The organism is Micromonospora sp. NPDC049051 (genome assembly GCF_043197575.1).
In the GTDB taxonomy this organism is placed as follows: domain Bacteria; phylum Actinomycetota; class Actinomycetes; order Mycobacteriales; family Micromonosporaceae; genus Micromonospora.
The window spans coordinates 803,091-823,761 of the sequence record NZ_JBICTL010000002.1 but is presented as its reverse complement, the minus strand read 5'-3'; the positions used below and the strand labels follow the sequence as shown (position 1 = coordinate 823,761).

The window sequence follows — 20,671 nt, the reverse complement described above, 5'->3', positions numbered from 1 at the left end:
GCCGCAGCAACCTCGACCGGGAGCGCGGGTGCTCGTACTGCTGATCCTCCACCTCGTGGCGGCCCTCGTCGCGCCGCTGCTCGTCCGGTGGTGGGGCCCCCGCGCCTGCTACCCGCTGGCGCTGGCGCCGGCCGCCGCGTTCGGCTGGGCGCTGGCCCGCACCCCCGCCGTCCGCGACGGCGGCGAGGTGGTCGAGACGTACCCGTGGATCGGTCAGCTCGGCGTCGACCTGGCGCTGCGGCTGACCACCCTGTCCTGGCTGATGGTCCTGCTCGTCGGCGGGGTCGGCGCGCTGGTACTGGTCTACAGCGCCCACTACTTCGGCCGGGAGTCCAGGGGCGTGGCCCGCTTCGCGGCCGTGCTGGTGGCCTTCGCGGGGGCGATGCTCGGCCTGGTCCTCGCCGACGACCTGCTGCTGCTCTACGCGTGCTGGGAGCTCACCACCGTCTTCTCGTACCTGCTGATCGGGCACAGCACCGAGCGGCGCTCCAGCCGGTGGGCGGCGGCGCAGGCGCTGACCGTGACCACCCTCGGCGGGCTCGCGATGCTGGTCGGGTTCATCATGCTCGGCGAGCACGCCGGCACCTACCGCTGGTCGGAGATCGCCGCCGGCCCGCCGCCGGGCGGGGCGTACCTGGTCACGGCGGTCCTGCTGATCCTGACCGGGGCGCTGTCCAAGTCGGCGCTGGTGCCGTTCAACTCGTGGCTGCCCGTGGCGATGGCGGCGCCGACGCCGGTGAGCGCGTACCTGCACGCCGCCGCGATGGTGAAGGCGGGCATCTACCTGATCGGGCTGCTCGCCCCGGTGCTCGCGGGCGCCGGCCCGTGGCGGCCGGTGGTCGTGGTCGCCGGTCTGGTCACCATGCTCGCCGGGGGCTGGGCGGCGCTGCGGCAGACGGACCTGAAGCTGCTGCTGGCGTACGGCACGGTCAGCCAGCTCGGCCTGCTCGCGGTGGCGGTCGGGGCGGGCACCCCGGACGCCGCGCTGGCCGGGGCGGCGATGCTGCTGGCCCACGCCCTGTTCAAGGCGCCGCTCTTCCTCGTCGTGGGCATCATCGACCACGGTGCCGGCACCCGTGACCTGCGGGAGCTGTCGGGGCTGGGGCGGCGCGCGCCGCTGCTCGTCACCGTGACGGTGCTCGCCGCCGCGTCGATGGCCGGACTGCCGCCGCTGGTCGGTTTCGTCGCCAAGGAGGCCGTGCTGGCCGCCTTCACCGACCAGCCCGCCGTCGTCGCCGTGCTGGTGGCCGGCACGGCGCTCACCGTCGCCTACAGCGCCCGGTTCGTCTGGGGCGCGTTCGCCACCCGCCCCGGCGTGGAGCCGACCGTCCTCGGGCGGATCCCCGCGTCGATGCTCGCCCCGCCGGTCCTGCTGGCCGCCGTCGGGCTGGCCGCCGGTCCGGCCGCCGGGATCCTCGACGGCCTGCTGCGCCCGTACGCCGAGCTGTTCGGCGCCGTCGGCAAGGACCTGGCGCTGTGGCACGGCCTCACCCCGGCCCTCGGCCTCTCCGCGCTCGCCGTGGCCGGCGGGGCGGCGCTGTTCGCACTGCGTGGCCCGCTCGCCCCGGTGCTGGCCCGGCTGCACGTCCCGGTCAGCGGCAACCAGGGATACGAGTGGCTCATCGGCCGCTTCGACCGGCTCGCCATCGAGGTCACCGGCGCCACCCAGCGGGGCTCCCTGCCCCAGTACCTCGGCGTGATCCTGGTCGTGCTCGCCGTCGTGCCCGGCGGGGCGATGCTGGCGACCCGTCCGTGGCAGGACCGGATCGCCCTCTGGGACAGCCCGTTGCAGGTGGTGGTGACGGCGGTGGTGACGGTCGCCGCGCTGCTGGCGGTGGGCGCCCGGCGGCGGCTGACGGCGATGCTGCTGGTCGGCATGACCGGCTACGGCACCGCGATGCTCTTCGTGATCCACGGCGCGCCGGACCTGGCGCTGACCCAGTTCCTCGTCGAGACCGCCACCATCGCGGTGTTCGTGCTGGTGCTGCGCCGGTTGCCGGAGCGGTTCTCGGCCCGCCCGAGACGCAGGCGGTGGGTACGCCGCACGATCGGGGCGGTCGTCGGCGTGGTGGTCGGCGGGCTGGCCCTGACCGCCGCCGCGGCCCGGCAGGCGCCCACCATCTCCGACGCGTTCCCGGACCTGGCCGTCACCTACGGGCACGGCCGCAACGTGGTCAACGTGACCCTGGTCGACATCCGGGCCTGGGACACGATGGGCGAGCTGGCGGTGCTGGTGGTGGCCGCGACCGGCGTGGCCAGCCTGGTCTTCCAGCAGTCCCGGACCGGACCCCGCCCCCGCCGCCCACAGCCGCCGAACCGGGTTCAGCTGCCGGGGCACCGGGTCTGGCTGCGCGGCGGGGCGACCCTGCACAAGCGGCAGCGTTCGATCGTGCTGGAGGTGGTGACCCGGCTGGTCTTCCACACGGTGGTGGTCTTCTCCCTGTTCCTGCTCTTCTCCGGCCACAACGCCCCGGGCGGCGGCTTCACCGGTGGTCTGGTGGCGGGCCTGGCGCTGGCCGTGCGCTACCTGGCCGGCGGGCGCTACGAGCTGGCCGAGGCCGCCCCGGTCGGGGCCGGCACGGTGCTCGGCGCCGGCCTGTTCGTCTCGGTCGGCGCGGGGGCCGTCGCCCTGTTCGCGGGCGGGTCGGTGCTGGAGAGCACCCGGGTCGACCTGTGGCTGCCGGTGATCGGGAAGTTCTACCTGGTCACGTCCCTCTTCTTCGACGTCGGCGTGTACCTGGTCGTGGTCGGGCTGGTGCTGGACATCCTGCGCAGCCTCGGCGCCGAGGTGGACCGGCACATCGAGGCGGCCGGCGAGCCCGGGGGCGGGCTGCGCGTCGACCGGCAGGGGGAGCGGACGTGACGACGGACGCCGCGGGGCCGGCCCTGGCGCTCGTCGTCGCCGCCGGGATGCTGGTCGGCTGCGGGGTCACCCTGCTGCTGGAACGCAGCCTGAGCCGGATCCTGCTCGGCGTCATCATGCTCGGCAACGGCGTCAACGTGTTGATCCTCCTGGGCGGGCGGGCGGGGGCCGCCCCGGTGGTCGGCACGGCGCCCCCGGGCAGGTTGAGCGACGCGCTGCCGCAAGCCATGATCCTCACCGCCATCGTGATCACCTTCGGGCTGACCGCGTTCCTGCTGTCGGTGAGCTACCGCAGCTGGTACCTCACGGGGGACGACGAGGTGCCCGACGACATCGAGGACCGGCAGATCAGGGAGGCGGCCGAGCACGACAACCTGGCCGCCGTCGACCTCGGCGGCGAGGGCCCCGACGCCGACCCCGAACAGGTCGACCCGGAGCCGCCGCGCCGGCTCCGGCGCGGGGACGGCCTCGGATGACCGGGTACGCGGGACGGGGCGCCCGATGAGCCGGCTCGTGCCGCTGCCCGTGGTGGTGCCGCTGCTGGGCGCGGCGTTGACCCTGCTGCTGGCCCGGTGGCCCGGGGCGCAACGGTTCGTCAGCGTGGCCTGCCTGACGGCCACGCTGGCGGTGGCGGCGGTGCTGCTGGTGCAGGCGTACCGGCACGGACCCGTGGTGGTCCAGGTCGGCGGGTGGCCGGCGCCGGTGGGCATCGTGCTGGTCGCCGACCAGCTCGCCGCGCTGATGCTGGTGATCTCCTCGGCGGTGACCCTGTGCGTGCTGCTCTACTCTGTCGGCCAGGGGCAGGGGGACTTCGGCGAGACCGTCCCGGTGACCATCTACCACCCCACCTACCTGGTGCTGACCGCCGGCGTCACCAACGCGTTCCTCGCCGGCGACCTGTTCAACCTCTTCGTCGGCTTCGAGATCCTGCTGGCCGCGAGCTTCGTGCTGATCACCCTCGGCGGCACCGAGACCCGGATCCGCACCGGCTCGACGTACGTGGTGGTCAGCATCCTCTCCTCGATGATCTTCCTCGCCTCGGTGGGCATGGTGTACGCGGCCACCGGCACCCTGAACATGGCCCAGTTGGCGCACCGGCTGGACGCGCTGCCCGACGGCGTACGGCTGACCCTCCAGCTGATGCTGCTGCTCGCCTTCGGGATCAAGGCGGCGGTCTTCCCGCTCTCGGCGTGGCTGCCCGACAGCTACCCGACGGCGCCGGCCCCCGTCACGGCGGTCTTCGCCGGCCTGCTCACCAAGGTCGGCGTGTACGCGATCATCCGCACCGAGACGCTGCTCTTCCCCGGCGGCGAGCTCGCCGGGCTGCTGATGGTGGTGGCCGGGCTGACCATGGTGGTGGGCATCCTCGGCGCGGTGGCGCAGTCGGACATGAAGCGCCTCTTCTCGTTCACCCTGGTCAGCCACATCGGCTACATGATCTTCGGGGTGGCGTTGAGCAGCGTCGCGGGGCTCTCCGGCGCGATCTTCTACGTGGTGCACCACATCACCATCCAGACCACGCTGTTCCTGGTCACCGGGCTGGTCGAGGAGCGGGCCGGCAGCACCGACCTGCGTCGCATCGGCGGCCTGGCCCGGGTGGCCCCGCTGCTCGGCGTCCTCTTCTTCGTCCCGGCCATGAACCTCGCCGGCATCCCGCCCTTCTCCGGGTTCCTCGGCAAGCTCGGCCTGCTCCAGGCCGGCGTCGCGGCCGGCGAGCCGCTGCCCGGCGTACTGGTCGCGGCGGGCACGGTGACGAGCCTGCTCACCCTCTACGTGGCCTCCCGGGTGTGGAACATCGCCTTCTGGCGGTCCCCCCAGCTGGCCACCACCGCCCCGGTCGTGCGCCTGCCCGCGCTGATGGTCGGCGCCACGATCGCGCTGGTCGGGCTGGGGCTGGCGCTGACCGTCGTCGCCGGACCGCTGTTCGACGTCACCGCCGACGCGGCGGCCGACCTGCGTGAGCGCACCCCGTACATCCGTTCCGTGCTGCCGGTCGGTGCCCCGTGACCCCGGCACGGGGACGCGGCTGGGGACGGCGGCGGGACCAGCTCATCGCGTTCGGCTGGCTGGTGCTCGTCTGGAGCCTGTTCTGGGGGGACTTCTCCTGGGGCAACCTCGCGGGCGGGATGCTGGTGGCCGCCGCCGTGCTGGTGTTCTTCCCGCTGCCACCGGTGAGCTTCGGCGGCCGGCTGCGCCCCGGACCGCTCCTGGTCTTCGCGGTGCGCTTCGCCGCCGAACTGGTCAGCGCCAGCGCGCACGTCGCCCGGGTCGCGGTGCAGCCCGGGTACCAGCCCCGCGGGGCGATCATCGCGGTCCGCCTGCGGGTCCGCACCGACCTGAACCTCGCGCTCACCGCCGAGGCGATCTCGCTGGTGCCGGGCACGTTGATCGTCGAGGTGGACCGGGACCTCGGGGTCCTCTACGTGCACGTGTTCGACACCCACGGTCCGCAGGACCTCGACGGCAGCCGGCGGCGGATCCTCGCCGTCGAGCGGCGGATCGTCCGCGCGGTCGGCTCCGCCGCCGAGGTCCACCGGGTGAGCGCCGATCCCGTCGAGAGGGGACCCGACCCGTGACCACGTTCCTCGCCGTCATCCTCACCACCCTGTTCTCGGTGACCGCGATGCTGGCCCTGATCCGGCTCTACCGGGGGCCGTCGCTGATCGACCGGGTGGTCGCGGCCGACATGCTGCTCGCCACCCTGGTCGGCGCGGTCGGCGCGGAGGCCGCGGTGAACCGGCACGCCACCACCCTGCCGGTGCTGGTGGTGCTCTCCATGCTCGGCTTCGTCGGATCGGTGTCGCTGGTCCGCTTCGCCGTCCGCGAGGGCGGGGGAGCCTGATGTGGGACACGCTGGCCGACTGGCTGGGCGGCGGCTGCCTGGTGGTCGGCGCCCTGCTGAGCCTCGCCGCCGGGATCGGCGTGCTGCGCTTCCCCAGCACGCTGGACCGGATGCACGCCGCCACCAAGCCGCAGGTGCTCGGCGTGCTGCTCCTGCTGATCGGCGTGGCGCTGCGGCTGCGTACCCCGGCGGACCTGGGCATGCTGGCGCTGGTCGGGGTGTTCCAGCTCGCCACGGCCCCGGTGGCGGCGCAGATGGTCGGCCGGGCCGCGTACCGCGCCGGCCGGGTCGACCCGGCCCTGCTCGACGCCGACGAACTCGCCGACCACTGACCGGGGATCGCGGGCGCCCGGCGGGGCCTTCGGCACACCTTCAGCGGACATCCAGGGGGGCCGGATAAAATGGGCCGCATGATCGACTCTTCTGCCCAGGAGGGCAGCAGTAGCCAGCCGGGTCGTGCCCGGCGTATCCCGACCCCGACGTCCCCGGGAGCCCTGAGCGACCCGTGTTGATCGTCGTCGGTCTTCTTCTCATCATCGTTCTCACCGTCGCCACGGGCTACTTCGTGGCCCAGGAGTTCGGCTACGTCGCCGTGGACCGGGGCCGGCTCAAGCAGCTGGCCGACGACGGCGACAAGGCCGCCGCCCGGGCGCTGGAGGTGACCGGACGGCTGTCGTTCATGCTTTCCGGCGCGCAGCTCGGCATCACCGTCACCGCCCTGCTGGTCGGTTACGTCGCCGAGCCGTTCCTCGGCGCCGGGCTGGCCGAGCTGCTCGGGGTCGCCGGCGTCTCCACGGCCGTCAGCCTGCCGCTCTCCGTCGTCCTCGCCCTGATCCTCGCCACCCTCGTGCAGATGGTCCTGGGCGAGCTGGCACCGAAGAACCTCGCCATCGCCCGACCCGAGCCCCTCGCGAGGGCCCTGAGCCGCTCCACCCTGATCTACCTCAAGATCGCCGGTCCGCTGATCAAGCTCTTCGACCGGGCCGCGGTCCGGCTGCTCCGCCGCGTCGGCATCGAGCCGATCGAGGAGCTGCCCAGCGGGGCCACCCCGCAGGACCTGGAGCAGATCATCGCCGAGTCCCGCCAGGAGGGGCACCTGACCGACGAGATGTCGACGCTGCTCGACCGGGGGCTCGACTTCCGGGAGCTGACCGCCGGCGAGGTCATGGTGCCCCGCGTCGACGTGCACACCGTACGCGCGCACGAGCCGCTCAGCCGGGTGGTCGAGCTGCTGGACACCGGCAAGTCCCGGTTCCCCGTACGCGGCACCGAGGGCGTCGACGACCTCGTCGGCGTGGTCGGTATCGCCGACGTGCTCGGCGTACCCCCGGAGAAGCGCGCGAGCACCCCGGTCAGCGCGGTGGCCGGGCCCCCGCTCCTGGTGCCGGAGACCCTGCCGCTGCCGACGGTGCTGGATCGGCTGCGCTCCGGCCACCGGCAGCTGGCCTGCGTGGTCGACGAGTACGGCGGCTTCGCCGGCGTGATCACGCTGGAGGACATCGCCGAGGAACTCGTCGGGCCGATCCGGGACGAGGACGACCCGCCGGAGCGGGCCCCGGCCCGCCAGGAGGACGGTTCCTGGGTGGTGCCGGCCCGCTGGCGCATCGACGAGGTCGCCGACAGCACCGGCATCGCGCTGCCCGAGGCCCCGGAGTACGACACGCTCTCCGGCCTGGTCATGCGGGAGCTGGGACGGGTCCCCGAGGTCGGTGACCGGCTGGAGATCAGCCTGCCGGCCGACGGCGAGGACGGCGCGGAGGAGCCGCGCGCCCTGGTCGAGGTGCTGGCCGTCGACCGGCACGTGGCCGACTCGGTCCGGCTGCGGATCGCCGAGCCGGGGGAGGTGTCCGCATGACCCCCGGTATCGCACTCTTCACGTCGGTGATCCTGCTGGCGCTGAACGGCTTCTTCGTGGCCGCCGAGTTCGCCCTGGTGGCCAGCAAGCGCTACCGGCTGGAGCACGCCGCCGCCGGTGGCGGCCGGGCCGCCCGGGCCGCCCTGGACGGCGTACGCGAGCTGTCCCTGATGCTGGCCGGCGCGCAGCTCGGCATCACGCTCTGCACCCTGGGGCTGGGCGCGCTCGCCGAACCGGCGATCGAGCACCTGCTGAGCCCGCTGCTGCACGCGGTGGGGCTGCCGACCGCCGCGAGTCACGTGATCGCGCTGATCTTCGCGCTCAGCGTCGTCACCTTCCTGCACCTGGTGGTCGGGGAGATGGCGCCGAAGTCCTGGGCGATCACCCACCCGGAGCGCTCGGCGGTGCTGCTGGCCCTGCCGTTCCGCGCCTTCGCGCGGGTCGCCCGGCCGGTGTTGTCGGTGATGAACGCGCTGGCCAACGCGATGCTGCGGCTGGTCAAGGTCAACCCGCAGGACCAGCTCGCCCAGGTGCACGGCCCGGACGAGCTGCGCATGCTGCTGGAGCAGTCCCGCGAGCACGGGCTGCTGGGCGCCGAGCAGCACGAGATGCTGACCAGCATGCTCGAGTTGCAGGGCACCACGGTGGCCCAGGTGATGGAGCCGTTCGACCAGATGGTGACGGTGCGCCGCGACGAGGGGGCCGACCGCATCGAGCAGGTCAGCCGGGACAGCGGCCGGTCGCGGCTGGCCGTGCTGGACGCCAACGGCGACGTCTGCGGCCTGGTCCACGTCCGCGAGGCGGTGCGGGCCACCACCACGGGTCGTACGGTCACCGCGGCCGAGCTGATGACCAACGCGCTCACCCTGCCGGCCACGGCCTCGGTGACCGACGCCGTGGCGGAGATGCGGGCCCGGCAGTCCCAGCTCGCGCTGGTGCGCAACGGCGGCGGGCCGACCCGGCCCATCGGCTTCGTCGCGCTGGAGGACCTGCTGGAGGAGGTCATCGGCGAGTTCGACGACGAGACCGACCCGGTGCCGCGCGGGCGACGCATGAGGTGAGAACGGACGGGTGGCCGCTCTTCTCCGAAGTCGGGGCGGCCACCCGCCGGGTCCGCGACCATGGAGGTGGGCCCCACCCACCGGTCCGCGACGACGGGGACGGCGTCCGCCGGGCCCGCGACGCACGGGGGCGGCGCCGGCCGGGCACGTGACGGCGGGGGCGGCCCCACGCGCGCGGGATCGGCGGTCACGGGGCGGCCGGGCCGGCCTGGTCGTGGACGGGGGAGTGCCGTGCGGCTGACGGGGGTGTCACCCGAGTCCAGCTGGACCGGACTGTCGGTGCGGACGGCCCTGGCCAACCCGAGCACCCGCCCGGGGCTGCGCCTGCCCGGACGGGTGACCGTCATCGCCGGCTCCACCGACGTACCCGTCCTGCACGTCCGGCTCGGCCTGGTCACCACGGCCGAGCCGGAGGACCCGGAGGCACCCCGTCGCCTGGTGCAGTTCCACCAGGCGACGGTGGCGGAAGGTTTCGTGCTGCGGGCCGGGCGGGGCCGCACGATCCCGTTCGAGTTCCCGCTGCCGTGGCAGACCCCGGTGACCGTGTTCGGCGAGGTCCCCCTGCTCAGCCTGCGGATGGGGCTGCGTACGGAGGTGGCGGTCGAGCCCCGGCTCGACCAGGGCGCGATGGTGCCGGTCTTCGTGCATCCGCTGCCCACCCAGGCGCACGTCCTGGCGGCCCTCGACACGCTCGGCTTCAGCATGCGTCAGGCCGGCCTGGTCGACGGGCGGCTGCCGGGGGTGGCGCAGACGCTGCCGCTGCACCAGCGGTTGGGCTACTGGGTGGCGCCGCTCTACGCCGGGCCGATCACCGAACTGGAGCTGATCTTCATCGCCGATCCGGCCGGCCTGGAGGTGATCCTCTGGATGGACCGGCGGCTGGCCCTGGCCGGGATCACCCACCAGAGCATCAGCCGGTTCCGGGTCTGGCACACCGGCGCCGACCAGCGCGACTGGGTCGCCACCGTGGACGCCTGGCTGCGCGCGGCGATCAACCGGCACGCTGCCGCCGCCGCGCACGCCGACTGGTCCGCGAACATCTCCGAGTCGGCGCACGTCAGCCGCCCGCCGGACGCGCCGATCCATCCCGGCTTCGGGCTGGGCGGCACCGCCGGCGGAGCCGGCATCGGCGGTTCCGGGGGCGGCGACGGCGCCTGACCCCGTCGGGTTCGGTCGGCGCCGGCCGGGCAGCGCCAGGCGATGGCGGCACCCGACCCGGCCGGTTCAGGCGCCGGCACCCGACCCGGCAGCGTCAGGGGGAGGCGGCACCCGGCCCGGCCGGGTCAGGCGGAGGCGGTGGCCAGCTTGAGGCTGAAGCCGAGGAAGAGCGCGGCGACGCCCGTGGTGGCGCCGGCGGCCAGGCGGTGGCGTCGACGGAACTGCGCCGCCAGGAACGTGCCCGTGAAGATCAGCGCGGTCAGGTAGAGCACGCTGGTGACCTGGGCGATGAGCCCGAGCAGCAGGAACGACAGCGCCGGCCAGGCGTAGTTCGGGTCCACGAACTGGATGAAGAACGACACGAAGAACAGGATGGCCTTCGGGTTGAGCAGGCTGATCACCAGCGCCTTGCGGAACGGGCTGCGCAGCGCCGCCGGCTCCGCGGCGTCGATGAGCCGCGGGCTGGCCGGGTCGTTGCGCGTGCGCCAGCGTCGCCACGCGCCGCGCAGCATCGTCAACCCCACATAGCCGAGGTACGCGGCACCGGCGTACTTGATCACGAGGAAGATCGGCGGGTACGCCTTGACCAGCGACGCCACGCCGGCGGCGGAGAGGAACATCAGCACCCCGTCGCCGACGAAGACCCCGCCGGCCGCACGGTAGCCGGCCGCCACGCCCCGCTGCGCGGCGGTGGAGAGCACGAAGAGGGAGTTGGGCCCGGGCAGCAGAACGATCGCCACGGTGCCCAGCACGTACGTCCAGATGTCGGTGATGCCCAGCACGCCCGTCATCATGGGGCCACGGGTGCCTCCCGGCGAAGCCTTTTCCGGAGCGTGACCTGTGCGTTCGGCCACTCGTCGACGGTCATCGAATACTGCACGGTGTCCCGCCAGGAGCCGTCCGGGCGCTGCCGGTGCCGCCGCAGCACCCCCTCGCGGGACGCGCCGAGGCGCTCGATCGCCCGCTGCGAGCGCTCGTTGCGGATGTCGGTGTGCCAGACCACCCGTACCGCGCCCAGCTCCTCGAAGGCGCGGGTGAGCAGCAGCAGCTTCGCCTCCGTGTTGATCCCGGTGCGCCACCAGGGCCGGCCCAGGTAGGTGTAGCCGATCGCCACCGCCCGGCGCTCCGGGTCCACCTCGTAGAAGGAGGTGGTGCCCACCACGGCGCCGGTCACCGCGCAGCGCTGCACCCACGGCACCCGCTCGCCCCGCCGGTGTGCGGCCAGCGCGACGGCGATCGCCTCGGCGGTGCCGGCGGGGTCGGCCGGCCGCGGCGGGCTGCCCAGGTGCCGCCAGACCTCCGGGTCGGCGGTCGCGGCGTGCAGCTCGTCGGCGTGCGCGAGGTCGAGCGGTTCGAGCAGCACGTGCTCCCCGCGCAGCACCGCCGGGTCGAGCCACGGCGACGTCTCCGGCCGCAGGTACGCAGGCACCGGCACGCCCACCCCGGCGTCGGGCTCGGGCGGTCCGGCGGTCAGTCGCAGCGGCACCACGCCGGCCCAGTACGGCAGGGCGAGGTCGGCCGGCTCGTCGCGTACGCCGCCGGCGCGGGCGCGCACCGACACCTCGCGCAGCGGCAGGGCCAGTACGGCCGTCTCGGCCAGCTCCCGGCGCGAGGGCGGCCGGCTGTCGGCGCTGCGCCCCGCGGCGGCCTTCTCCACCAGGGCGGTCAGCATCCGCAGCTTCTCCCGCTGGTCGGTGACCAGCCGGGCGGTGCCGTGCGCCACCACCGAGCGGTAGTTGGCGCTGTGGTGGAACTGCGAGCGGCCGTAGACGAGGCCGTCGAGCAGGGTGACGGCGACGCAGATCCGCAGTCCGTCGCCCCGGGCGGCGAGCAGCGGCCGGCTGCCGGTGGAGCCGTGCAGGTAGAGGGTGTCGCCGATGCGCACGTGCAGGGTGGGCAGCACCCGGGGCTCGCCGTCGACGGTGAACCCGAGCGCGCAGTCGTACGCCTCGTCGAGGACGGCGTGCGCGGCGGCCTCGTCGTAGCTCATCCGCTCCCGCGAGCGGCTGGCGGCGGTCCGTTCGGTGGGTGCGTACATGGCTCGACCTTTGTTCTAGTACAATCCCTGATTTGTGTCAGCACGCTATCAGGTCGTCGGTACGACGGCCGCCGAGATTTCGGCCAGCATCGAATCGGGCATCCGGAGCGCCGCCCTCGCCCCCGGCGACGCGCTGCCGCCGGTGCGGGAGCTCGCCGCCCGGCTCGCGGTGAGCCCGGCCACCGCGGCCCGGGCCTACCAGGAGCTGCGCCAGCGGGGCCTGGTGGTCACCGCCGGCCGGCACGGCACCCGGGTGCGGCCCCGCCCACCGGTGGCGGCCCGCCGCTCCGCGCTGCGCCCGCCGACCGTCCCCGGCCTGCGTGACCTCTCCCGGGGCGAGCCGGACGTGCGCCTGCTGCCACCCCTCGGGGAGCACCTGGCCGGCCTGGCCGCCGCCGCGGGCGAGCCGGTCGGCTACCCCGCCGCCGGGGTGCTGCCCGAGCTGGCCGGGGCGGCCCGCGAGCGGCTGGCCGCCGACGGCGTACCGGCGACGGAGCTGACCGTCACCGGCGGCGCCCTGGACGGCATCGAGCGGCTGCTCGGCGCGCACCTGCGCCCCGGGGACGCGGTCGCGGTCGAGGACCCCGGCTGGGCCAACCTGCTCGACCTGATCGCCGCGCTCGGGTTGCGGCCGATCGGTGTGCCGGTCGACGACGACGGTCCGCTCGTCGCCGGGGTCGGCGCCGCGCTGGCCGCCGGCGCGCGGGCGCTGATCGTGACGAGCCGGGCCCAGAACCCCACCGGCGCGGCGGTCTCCGCCGAGCGGGCCGGGCAGCTGCGCGCCCTGCTCGCCGGCCGGTCCGACCTGCTGCTGATCGAGGACGACCACGCCGCCGAGCTGGCCCGCGTACCGCTGCACCCGCTCGCCGGGGCGACCCCGACGTGGGCCTTCGTCCGCTCGGTGAGCAAGCCGTTCGGCCCCGACCTGCGGCTGGCCGTGCTGGTCGGCGACGAGACCACGGTGGCCCGGGTGGCCGGCCGGGCCCGGGTCGGCGCCGGCTGGGTCTCCACCGTGCTGCAACGACTGGTCCTGGCGCTCTGGCGCGACCCCGCCGTGGCGGTGCTGGTGGACCGGGCCGCCGGCAGCTACGAGCGGCGGCGCACGGCGTTGGTCGACGCGCTCGCCGGCCACGGCCTGACCGCCCACGGGCGCAGCGGCATCAACGTCTGGCTGCCGGTCGACGACGAGACCAGCGTGCTGACCGCGCTGCGCGACGCCGGCTGGGCGGTCGCGCCCGGCGCGCTGCACAGCATCGCCGGCCCGCCGGCGATCCGGATCACCGTCAGCTCGCTCTCCGACGCGGAGATCCCGGAGCTGGCCGGGGCGGTGGCCCGGGCGGTGCGGCCCACCCCGCCCGCCGGCTTCACGGCGTGAGCGGGCGCCGGCCGCCCCGTCGGTCACCCGCCGGCCGGCGTCGTCGCCCACCGCTACCCGGCCCGGGGGCGGGCGGCGTCGCGCGTCCCACCGTCCACTCTGTCCGCACCGGCGTGTCCCGCCCGGCGGGTCCCCGCGCGTGTCCCTCCCGCACCGGGTAGAACAGTCGCCATGGCCGAGCAGACCGAGACCGCACCGGGCGCACAGCAGTTCATCCCGCCGCAGGCCGACACCCTCGACGACCTGCGCGTCGCCGCCGCCGGCTGCCGGGGCTGCGAGCTCTACCGCGACGCGTCGCAGACCGTCTTCGGCCGCGGCGACGCCGGCGCGCGGGTGGTCTTCGTCGGCGAGCAGCCCGGCGACATGGAGGACCAGAAGGGCCTGCCGTTCGTCGGCCCGGCCGGCCGGCTGCTGCGCAGGGCGGTCGACGACGCCCGGCTCGACCCCGGCCACATCTACCTCACCAACGCGGTGAAGCACTTCCGTTTCGAGCTGCGCGGCAAGCGGCGCATCCACCAGACCCCGGACCGGGTGCACGTCACCGCCTGCCGCCCCTGGCTGGTGGCCGAGTTCGCCCAACTGCGCCCGGAGATCGTGGTCGTGCTCGGCGCGACCGCCGCCAAGGCCCTGCTCGGCCCGACGTTCCGGGTCACCCGCCAGCGCGGCGAACTGCTGCCCTGGCCGGAGTCGGCCCAGCGCCCGGAGGACTTCCGGCGGGTTCCGGTGGACTCCGCCGGCGCCGTCGCCGACGCCCCGCCGGCCCGGCTGCTGGCCACCATCCACCCGTCCGCCGTGCTGCGCGCCGACGACCAGGACAAGGCGTACGAGGGGCTGGTCGCCGACCTCACCGTCGCCGCCCGCGCCCTCGCCGGCTGAGCGCCGCGCGACCGGCTGCCGTACGGCGCGCGGGGTGCGCAAGGATGGAACGGTAGTTCACCCCTTACCCCGAAGGAGCAGACGTGGCCACAGACCTCGTCGCGCCGCTCGCCGCCTCCGACGTCGCGCCCATCCAGCGGCGTACGCTGCGGTTGCTCTTCGTCACCCAGATCATCGGCGGGATCGGGGTGACCATCGGGGTCACGGTCGGGGCGCTGCTCGCCGCCGACATCGCCGGCACCGCCGTCGCAGGGCTGGCGAGCAGCGCGGCCGTGGTCGGCGGCGCGTTGCTGGCCGTGCCGGTCACCCGGCTCATGACGGCCCGTGGCCGGCGGCCGGGCCTGGTCGTGGCGTACCTGACCGGCGCGGCCGGCGGTGCCCTCGTGGTCCTGGCGGCGGTCACCCGCTGGGTTCCGCTGCTCTTCCTCGGCATGCTCCTGTTCGGCGGCGGCAGCGCGGCCAACCTCCAGGCCCGCTACACGGCGGTCGACCTGGCGGCCCCCGCCCGCCGGGGCCGCCAGCTCTCGGTGATCGTCTGGGCCACCACCCTCGGCGCGGTCGCCGCGCCGAACTTCGCCACGCTCGCCGACCGCACCACCAGCGGCTGGGGGCTGCCGCCGCTGGCCGGTCCGTTCGCGTTCAGCGCTGTCGCCCTGGTGCTCGCCGCCGGGGCGATCCTGGCGCTGCTGCGGCCGGACCCGCTGCTCACGGCGCGCCGGCTGGCGACGGCCGCCACGCCGGCGACCCCCGTCCTCGCGCCGGCGCCGACCGCCCGGCGCGGTGCGGGCATGCGGGCCGCCTGGTCGGTGGTACGCACCCGCCCGGCCGCCCGGCTCGGCATCGTCGCCGTGGCGGTCGGCCACCTGGTGATGGTCTCGGTGATGGTGATGACCCCGGTACGCCTGCACGAGTGGCACGACGACGCCGACGTGCTGCGGGTGGTCGGTCTCGTGCTGAGCCTGCACATCGCCGGCATGTACGCCCTCGCCCCGCTGGCGGGGTGGCTCACCGACCGCGTCGGTCGCCGGGCGGTGATCCTCGGTGGCGTCGGGCTGCTGCTCGCGGCCTGCGCGGTCGCCGGCACCGCCGGGCACCACACGGCCCGGCTCTCGGTCGGGTTGTTCCTGCTCGGCCTGGGCTGGTCGGGGACCATGGTCGCGGGCTCGACGCTGCTGTCGGAGTCGGTGCCGGTGGGGGTCCGGCCGAGCGTGCAGGGGCTCTCCGACCTGACCATGGGGCTCGCCGGCGCCGGGGCCGGGGCGGTCAGCGGGTTTGTCGTGGAGGTGGCCGGATATCCGGTGCTCACCGGACTCGCGGCGGTCGCGGTGGTGCCCCTGGTGACGCTAGCGTTGCGGCCGGTGCCGGTGGGGGCACCGGACGAGGAGGACTGATCACGTGCGGCTGACCGACTTCTGGACCCGGCTGGAGGAGGCGTTCGGTCCCGGCTACGCGGCCAGCATCGCCCGCGACCAGGTGCTCTCGCAGCTCGGCGGGCGGACCGTCGAGCAGGCCCTGGCGGCGGGTGAGCAGACCCACGTGGTGTGGCGCGCGGTCTGCGCCGCCTATCCCGACCGGGTGCCCGCGCGACTACGCTGAGCAGCCGTTTCCCGGCTCGCGCGTGTCGCTTGCCGACTCGTACACCTGTTCGGCTATTGTCCACAGCGGGGCGCTCGTCCACAGCTCACGGCCGGTCGGCTGGTTTTCTGTCGGACCCAGCGCCTAGCGTGTCCGCGTGACGCGAAGCTCAGGAAAGACGCCGGCGAAGGCAGGGGTGGCAAACATGGCCGCAGGGCCCGACCGGGAGAAGGCACTCGACCTTGCTCTCGCTCAGATCGACAAGCAGTTCGGCAAGGGTTCGGTGATGCGGCTGGGGGAGCGGCCGGTCATCCAGACGTCGGTGATCCCGACGGGTTCGATCGCGCTCGACGTGGCGCTCGGCGTGGGCGGTCTGCCCCGGGGCCGGGTCGTCGAGATCTACGGCCCGGAGTCCAGCGGTAAGACCACGGTGGCGCTGCACGCGGTGGCCAACGCCCAGCGCTCCGGCGGCATCGCCGCCTTCGTCGACGCCGAGCACGCGCTCGACCCGGAATACGCCAAGGCCCTCGGCGTCGACACCGACGCCCTGCTGGTCTCCCAGCCCGACACCGGCGAGCAGGCGCTGGAGATCGCGGACATGCTGGTCCGCTCCGGCGCGATCGACATCATCGTCATCGACTCGGTGGCCGCGCTGGTGCCGCGCGCCGAGATCGAGGGCGAGATGGGTGACAGCCACGTGGGCCTCCAGGCCCGGCTGATGAGCCAGGCGCTGCGGAAGATCACCGGTGTGCTCAACAACACCGGCACCACGGCGATCTTCATCAACCAGCTCCGCGAGAAGATCGGCGTGATGTTCGGCAGCCCCGAGACCACCACGGGTGGTCGGGCGCTGAAGTTCTACGCCTCCGTCCGGCTCGACGTGCGTCGCATCGAGAGCCTCAAGGACGGCACCGACGTGGTCGGTAACCGCACCCGCGTCAAGGTCGTGAAGAACAAGGTCGCCGCGCCGTTCAAGCAGGCCGAGTTCGACATCATGTACGGCAAGGGCATCTCCCGCGAGGGCTCGCTGATCGACGTCGGCGTCGAGCAGGCGATCATCCGCAAGTCCGGCGCCTGGTACACCTACGACGGCGACCAGCTGGGTCAGGGCAAGGAGAAGGCCCGCGAGTTCCTCCGGGAGAACCCGGACGTGGCCGCCGAGATCGAGAAGAAGATCCTGGAGAAGCTCGGCGTCGGGGTCGGCGCGGGTGACGCCGCCGGTGGCCCGGAGCTGCCGCCGGTCGACTTCTGACCGGTCCTGACCCGTGGCAGGACGACGCGCCCGCACCGGGCGGGGTTGGGATGCCAGCCCCGCCCGCGCGGGTGACGACAACACGCCCCGACCCCGTCGGGCCCGGCGCGGTGCAGCCGGCGACACCGATCCCGAGCAGCCCTCGGCCCCACCCCGCGACGAGGCCGAGCTGGCGCGGGAGATTTGCCTGCGCCAACTCGCCGTCCGACCCCGCACCCGGGCCGAGCTGGCCGGGGCGCTGGCGAAGCGGGGCGTCTCCGACGAGGTCTCGGCGGAGGTGCTCGACCGCTACGACGAGGTCGGCATCATCGACGACGCCGCCTTCGCCCGGGCCTGGGTGTCCAGCCGGCACAACGGTCGGGGCCTGGCCCGCCGGGCGCTCGCCAACGAGCTGCGCCGGCGCGGGGTGGACGGCGAGGTCGCGAGCGAGGCGCTCGGCGAGTTGGACGAGGAGACCGAGGCCGAGACCGCCCGCGTCCTGGTCGAACGGAAGCTGCGTACCGCCCGGGGTGAGCCGGACGCCGTCTTCCGCCGGCTGGTGGCCATGCTGGCCCGCAAGGGCTATCCGCCGGGCGTGGCGATCCGGGCGGTGAAGGACGCGCTGGCCGCGCAGAGCGCCGAGGCGGCCGAGTTCGCCGAGCAGATCGACGCCGACGCGCTCGCCGACGCCGAGGGCGATCTCGACCGGGACAGCGGTTCCGGCGGGTGAGCGCGGCGGAGGGAGAGCTCCGATGCTGAAGGCGTGCCTCAACGGGGCCCGGATGCGTGACGAGCATCCGGCGGTGCCGGTCACCCCGGCCGAGCTGGCGGCCGACGCGGCCCGTTGCGCGGCGCTCGGTGCCATCGCGGTGCACATGCACCCACGGGACGGCGCCGGCCGGGAGTCCCTGCACCCGTCGGCGGTCGCCGCCGCGCTGGACGCGATCCGGGCCGCCCGACCGGGGTTGCCCGTCGGGGTGAGCACCGGGGCCTGGATCGAGCCGGACCCGGCCGCCCGGGTGGCCGCCGTTCGGGCCTGGCGGGTGCTGCCCGACTTTGCCTCGGTCAACGCGCACGAGCCGGGCGCGGAGGCGGTGGCGGCGGCGCTGCACGAGCGGGGCGTCATGGTGGAAGCGGGGCTCTGGACGGTCGACGCGGTGCGGGCTCACACGCGGTGGCGGGTGCCGGCCGGGCGGATCCTGATCGAGTGCATGGCCGAGGAGCGCATGGCGGCGCTGGCGGACGCCGCCGCCATGCTGGCGGCGCTGCCGCCCCGGGTGAGCGGGGGCCCACCGGTGCTGCTGCACGCCGAGGGGCCGGCGACATGGGCGGTGCTGGCCGAAGCGGTGCGTCGAGGGTTGCACCGCCGCGTCGGGCTGGAAGACACCCTGTCGCTGCCGGACGGCTCGACCGCGCCCGACAACGCCGCACTGGTGTCGGCGGCGCTCGCCGCGGGCGCCCCCTGACCGGCGCGCCGACGCGCCGACGGTTACGTCACAGTCGGTCGCACCGGGTCCACGCGGACCGCGTCCGCGTCGGCCCGGCTGAGCAGGGCCGATGCGTGACCGGCGTCGATTGGCCGCCGCTTTTGTCCGTCGGTGTCCGGCACGAAATCAGCGCTGAGTAACGCGACAACTTCTCTCCGTTCGGGGGGTTTGATCATGACTTCTTGACCAGACCGCCCCGGGAGACCTAGCCTCGCCATACAGGCTCACATTGCCCGACCAAGCGCAGGCTAAGCGCACAACATAGATCGTGTAACGGAACAGCATCACTTTGACCGATCCGATCGGTCATTGGCGGCAGCTCGGACTGGCCGGTCCGACGCTGGCGTGACAACTGCACCCGGCCGTCGGCGATGCTCCCATGTGGCGCACCGCCGACGGAAGCTACCCCACGGCCAGTCGCTCCGGTCGGGCGTCCACAGCCGCAGGGTGCGTGCCCATCGGCACGGTCGCTGCGGTCCCGACGTTCAGGGGAGGCGGCCATGGCGAGGCGGCGCAGTTGCACCGGGGTGCCGACATGAGCGGGTTCGACGCCGTGATCCTCGCCGTCGTGCTGGTCCTGACCGTGGTCGTGCTCGGGGCGGTGCTGCTCGGCGTACGGGCGCTGCGGCGGTTCAGCGCGGCGCCGGCGCCCGAGGACCCCGCCTTCATCGCCGAGAAGGACCGGCAGGAGCAGTCCCTCGCGGCCCTGCGCACCGCCGCCGACGAGGCCAACAGCACGATCGACGTGGCGAAGTCCGCCGCCGCGGCGGCCCGCGCGGAGGCAGCCGCCGCGAGGGCCGAGGCGAAGGCGGCCCGGGCCGAGGCCCGCCGGGTGCTCGACGACGCCCGGGCGGAGGCCGACACCGTCCTGGAGCGGGCCCACAAGCAGGCCGAGGCCGACGCGGAGCAGTTGCGGGTCACCGCCCGGCGCAGCGGCGAGCGGGAGGTCGCGGTGCTCGCCGCCACCACCCGGGAGCAGGCCGCCGAGGTGGAGCGGCGGGCGGCCCGGATGGACGAGCGCGAGCGGCTGCACACCGAGGAGGTGGAGCGGCTCGCCGAGCGGGAGCGGCAGCTCACCGCCGCCAGCGCGGCCCTGTCGGCCCGGGAGGCCGCGCTCGTCCAGCGCGAGGCCGAGCTCGCCGAGGCGGAGGAGCAGCGGCGCCGCGAGCTGGAGCGGGTCGCCGGCCTCACCGCCGACGCGGCCCGCGCCGAGCTGATCGAGGCGATCGAGGTCCAGGCCAAGCGGGAGGCCGCGCTGCTGGTGCGGGACATCGAGTCCGACGCGCGCGGCACCGCCGAGCAGCGCGCGCGGCACATCGTCGTCGACGCCATCCAGCGGGTCGCCAGCGAGCAGACCGCGGAGAGCGTGGTCAGCGTCCTGCACCTGCCCGGCGACGAGATGAAGGGGCGGATCATCGGCCGGGAGGGCCGCAACATCCGCGCCTTCGAGTCGGTCACCGGCGTCAACCTGATCATCGACGACACCCCCGAGGCGGTGCTGCTCTCCTGTTTCGACCCGGTGCGCCGGGAGGTCGGCCGGCTGACCCTGGAGAAGCTGGTCCTGGACGGGCGGATCCACCCGCACCGCATCGAGGAGGTCTACGACCTGGCCCGGCACGAGGTGGAGGAGCTGTGCCAGCGGGCCGCCGAGGACGCCCTGGTCGAGGTGGGCATCACCGAGATCCACCCGGAGCTGGTCACCCTGCTCGGCCGGCTGCGCTACCGGACGTCGTACGGGCAGAACGTGCTCAAGCACCTGGTGGAGACCGCGCACATCGCCGGCGTCATGGCCGCCGAACTGCGGCTGGACGTGCCGCTCATCAAGCGCTCGGCGTTCCTGCACGACATCGGCAAGGCGCTCACCCACGAGGTGGAGGGCAGCCACGCCATCATCGGCGCCGACCTCGCCCGCAAGTACGGCGAGAGCGAGGACGTCGTCCACGCCATCGAGGCGCACCACAACGAGGTGCCGCCGCAGACCGTCGAGGCCGTCCTCACCCAGGCGTCCGACGCCTGCTCGGGCGGCCGGCCGGGGGCCCGCCGGGAGAGCCTTGAGGCGTACGTCAAGCGGCTGGAGCGGATCGAGGAGATCGCGGCCGGCAAGCTCGGTGTGGAGAAGGTCTTCGCCATGCAGGCCGGCCGGGAGATCCGGGTGATGGTCAAGCCGGACGACGTGGACGACATCGGCGCGGCCGTGCTGGCCCGGGACGTGGCCAAGCAGATCGAGGAGGAGCTGACCTACCCGGGGCAGATCCGGGTGACCGTGGTCCGCGAGTCCCGGGTCACCGAGATCGCCCGCTGACGGCGCAA

The 20,671-nt window shown here is 74.4% G+C and carries 19 protein-coding genes; 17 read left to right on the top strand and 2 right to left on the bottom strand.

What is annotated here, in order from left to right; all coding sequences use genetic code 11:
• Window positions 1-28: 28 nt before the first annotated feature.
• The 9 genes from ACGFIR_RS10930 (at window position 29) to ACGFIR_RS10890 (ending at window position 9,779) form a co-directional block, all read left to right on the top strand.
• Window positions 29-2,863, top strand: a complete 2,835-nt coding sequence (locus ACGFIR_RS10930) for a Na+/H+ antiporter subunit A (RefSeq protein WP_393144490.1) — start codon at window positions 29-31, stop codon at window positions 2,861-2,863.
• The gene (locus tag ACGFIR_RS10925; RefSeq protein WP_393144488.1) at window positions 2,860-3,339 is read left to right on the top strand and encodes a Na(+)/H(+) antiporter subunit C; all 480 of its coding nucleotides are present in this window, start codon (window positions 2,860-2,862) and stop codon (window positions 3,337-3,339) included. Before ACGFIR_RS10930 ends, ACGFIR_RS10925 begins: the two co-directional genes overlap by 4 nt.
• Window positions 3,340-3,364: 25 nt before the next feature.
• Window positions 3,365-4,870: a Na+/H+ antiporter subunit D gene (locus ACGFIR_RS10920; RefSeq protein WP_393004204.1), complete on the top strand. Its 1,506-nt coding sequence runs from the start codon at window positions 3,365-3,367 to the stop codon at window positions 4,868-4,870.
• Complete coding sequence (locus ACGFIR_RS10915; protein WP_393004202.1) at window positions 4,867-5,439, top strand: Na+/H+ antiporter subunit E; 573 nt, start codon at window positions 4,867-4,869, stop codon at window positions 5,437-5,439. The genes ACGFIR_RS10920 and ACGFIR_RS10915 overlap by 4 nt, the downstream gene beginning before the upstream one ends.
• On the top strand, window positions 5,436-5,705 hold the full coding sequence (locus tag ACGFIR_RS10910; RefSeq protein WP_393004200.1) for a monovalent cation/H+ antiporter complex subunit F: 270 nt from the start codon (window positions 5,436-5,438) through the stop codon (window positions 5,703-5,705). Before ACGFIR_RS10915 ends, ACGFIR_RS10910 begins: the two co-directional genes overlap by 4 nt.
• Entirely contained in the window at window positions 5,705-6,037 is a 333-nt protein-coding gene (gene mnhG, locus ACGFIR_RS10905) for a monovalent cation/H(+) antiporter subunit G (RefSeq protein ID WP_393004198.1), read from the top strand. The genes ACGFIR_RS10910 and mnhG overlap by 1 nt, the downstream gene beginning before the upstream one ends.
• A 173-nt stretch (window positions 6,038-6,210) precedes the next feature.
• Complete coding sequence (locus tag ACGFIR_RS10900; RefSeq protein WP_393004196.1) at window positions 6,211-7,560, top strand: hemolysin family protein; 1,350 nt, start codon at window positions 6,211-6,213, stop codon at window positions 7,558-7,560.
• Window positions 7,557-8,621, top strand: coding sequence for a hemolysin family protein (locus ACGFIR_RS10895; RefSeq protein WP_393004194.1), 1,065 nt, complete (start codon window positions 7,557-7,559; stop codon window positions 8,619-8,621). The genes ACGFIR_RS10900 and ACGFIR_RS10895 overlap by 4 nt, the downstream gene beginning before the upstream one ends.
• A 231-nt stretch (window positions 8,622-8,852) precedes the next feature.
• The gene (locus ACGFIR_RS10890) at window positions 8,853-9,779 is read left to right on the top strand and encodes a sporulation protein (RefSeq protein ID WP_393004192.1); all 927 of its coding nucleotides are present in this window, start codon (window positions 8,853-8,855) and stop codon (window positions 9,777-9,779) included.
• A 125-nt stretch (window positions 9,780-9,904) separates the two neighbouring features.
• On the opposite strand, the gene leuE is transcribed toward ACGFIR_RS10890, so the two are convergent.
• Window positions 9,905-10,573: a leucine efflux protein LeuE gene (gene leuE, locus ACGFIR_RS10885; protein ID WP_393004190.1), complete on the bottom strand. Its 669-nt coding sequence runs from the start codon at window positions 10,571-10,573 to the stop codon at window positions 9,905-9,907.
• Window positions 10,570-11,817 carry a bifunctional pyridoxamine 5'-phosphate oxidase family protein/GNAT family N-acetyltransferase gene (locus tag ACGFIR_RS10880; RefSeq protein ID WP_393004188.1) on the bottom strand — a complete coding sequence of 416 codons (1,248 nt, stop codon included), beginning with the start codon at window positions 11,815-11,817 and terminating at the stop codon, window positions 10,570-10,572. The genes leuE and ACGFIR_RS10880 overlap by 4 nt, the downstream gene beginning before the upstream one ends.
• A gap of 34 nt (window positions 11,818-11,851) precedes the next feature.
• Between ACGFIR_RS10880 and ACGFIR_RS10875 the strand changes: the two genes are divergently transcribed.
• From ACGFIR_RS10875 to rny, 8 genes are all read left to right on the top strand, one after another.
• The gene (locus ACGFIR_RS10875; protein WP_393004186.1) at window positions 11,852-13,192 is read left to right on the top strand and encodes an aminotransferase class I/II-fold pyridoxal phosphate-dependent enzyme; all 1,341 of its coding nucleotides are present in this window, start codon (window positions 11,852-11,854) and stop codon (window positions 13,190-13,192) included.
• Between the two features lie 99 nt (window positions 13,193-13,291).
• Window positions 13,292-14,068: a UdgX family uracil-DNA binding protein gene (locus tag ACGFIR_RS10870; RefSeq protein ID WP_393004711.1), complete on the top strand. Its 777-nt coding sequence runs from the start codon at window positions 13,292-13,294 to the stop codon at window positions 14,066-14,068.
• A gap of 83 nt (window positions 14,069-14,151) precedes the next feature.
• Complete coding sequence (locus tag ACGFIR_RS10865; protein ID WP_393144486.1) at window positions 14,152-15,459, top strand: MFS transporter; 1,308 nt, start codon at window positions 14,152-14,154, stop codon at window positions 15,457-15,459.
• 4 nt (window positions 15,460-15,463) lie between these two features.
• Window positions 15,464-15,664 carry a DUF3046 domain-containing protein gene (locus ACGFIR_RS10860; RefSeq protein WP_393004182.1) on the top strand — a complete coding sequence of 67 codons (201 nt, stop codon included), beginning with the start codon at window positions 15,464-15,466 and terminating at the stop codon, window positions 15,662-15,664.
• A 184-nt stretch (window positions 15,665-15,848) separates the two neighbouring features.
• On the top strand, window positions 15,849-16,895 hold the full coding sequence (recA, locus tag ACGFIR_RS10855) for a recombinase RecA (RefSeq protein ID WP_393004180.1): 1,047 nt from the start codon (window positions 15,849-15,851) through the stop codon (window positions 16,893-16,895).
• A gap of 13 nt (window positions 16,896-16,908) precedes the next feature.
• Window positions 16,909-17,604 carry a regulatory protein RecX gene (locus ACGFIR_RS10850; protein WP_393004178.1) on the top strand — a complete coding sequence of 232 codons (696 nt, stop codon included), beginning with the start codon at window positions 16,909-16,911 and terminating at the stop codon, window positions 17,602-17,604.
• A 22-nt stretch (window positions 17,605-17,626) separates the two neighbouring features.
• Window positions 17,627-18,340, top strand: coding sequence for a 3-keto-5-aminohexanoate cleavage protein (locus ACGFIR_RS10845; RefSeq protein WP_393144484.1), 714 nt, complete (start codon window positions 17,627-17,629; stop codon window positions 18,338-18,340).
• Window positions 18,341-18,896: 556 nt separating this feature from the next.
• On the top strand, window positions 18,897-20,663 hold the full coding sequence (gene rny / locus ACGFIR_RS10840) for a ribonuclease Y (RefSeq protein WP_393004174.1): 1,767 nt from the start codon (window positions 18,897-18,899) through the stop codon (window positions 20,661-20,663).
• Window positions 20,664-20,671: the final 8 nt, after the last annotated feature.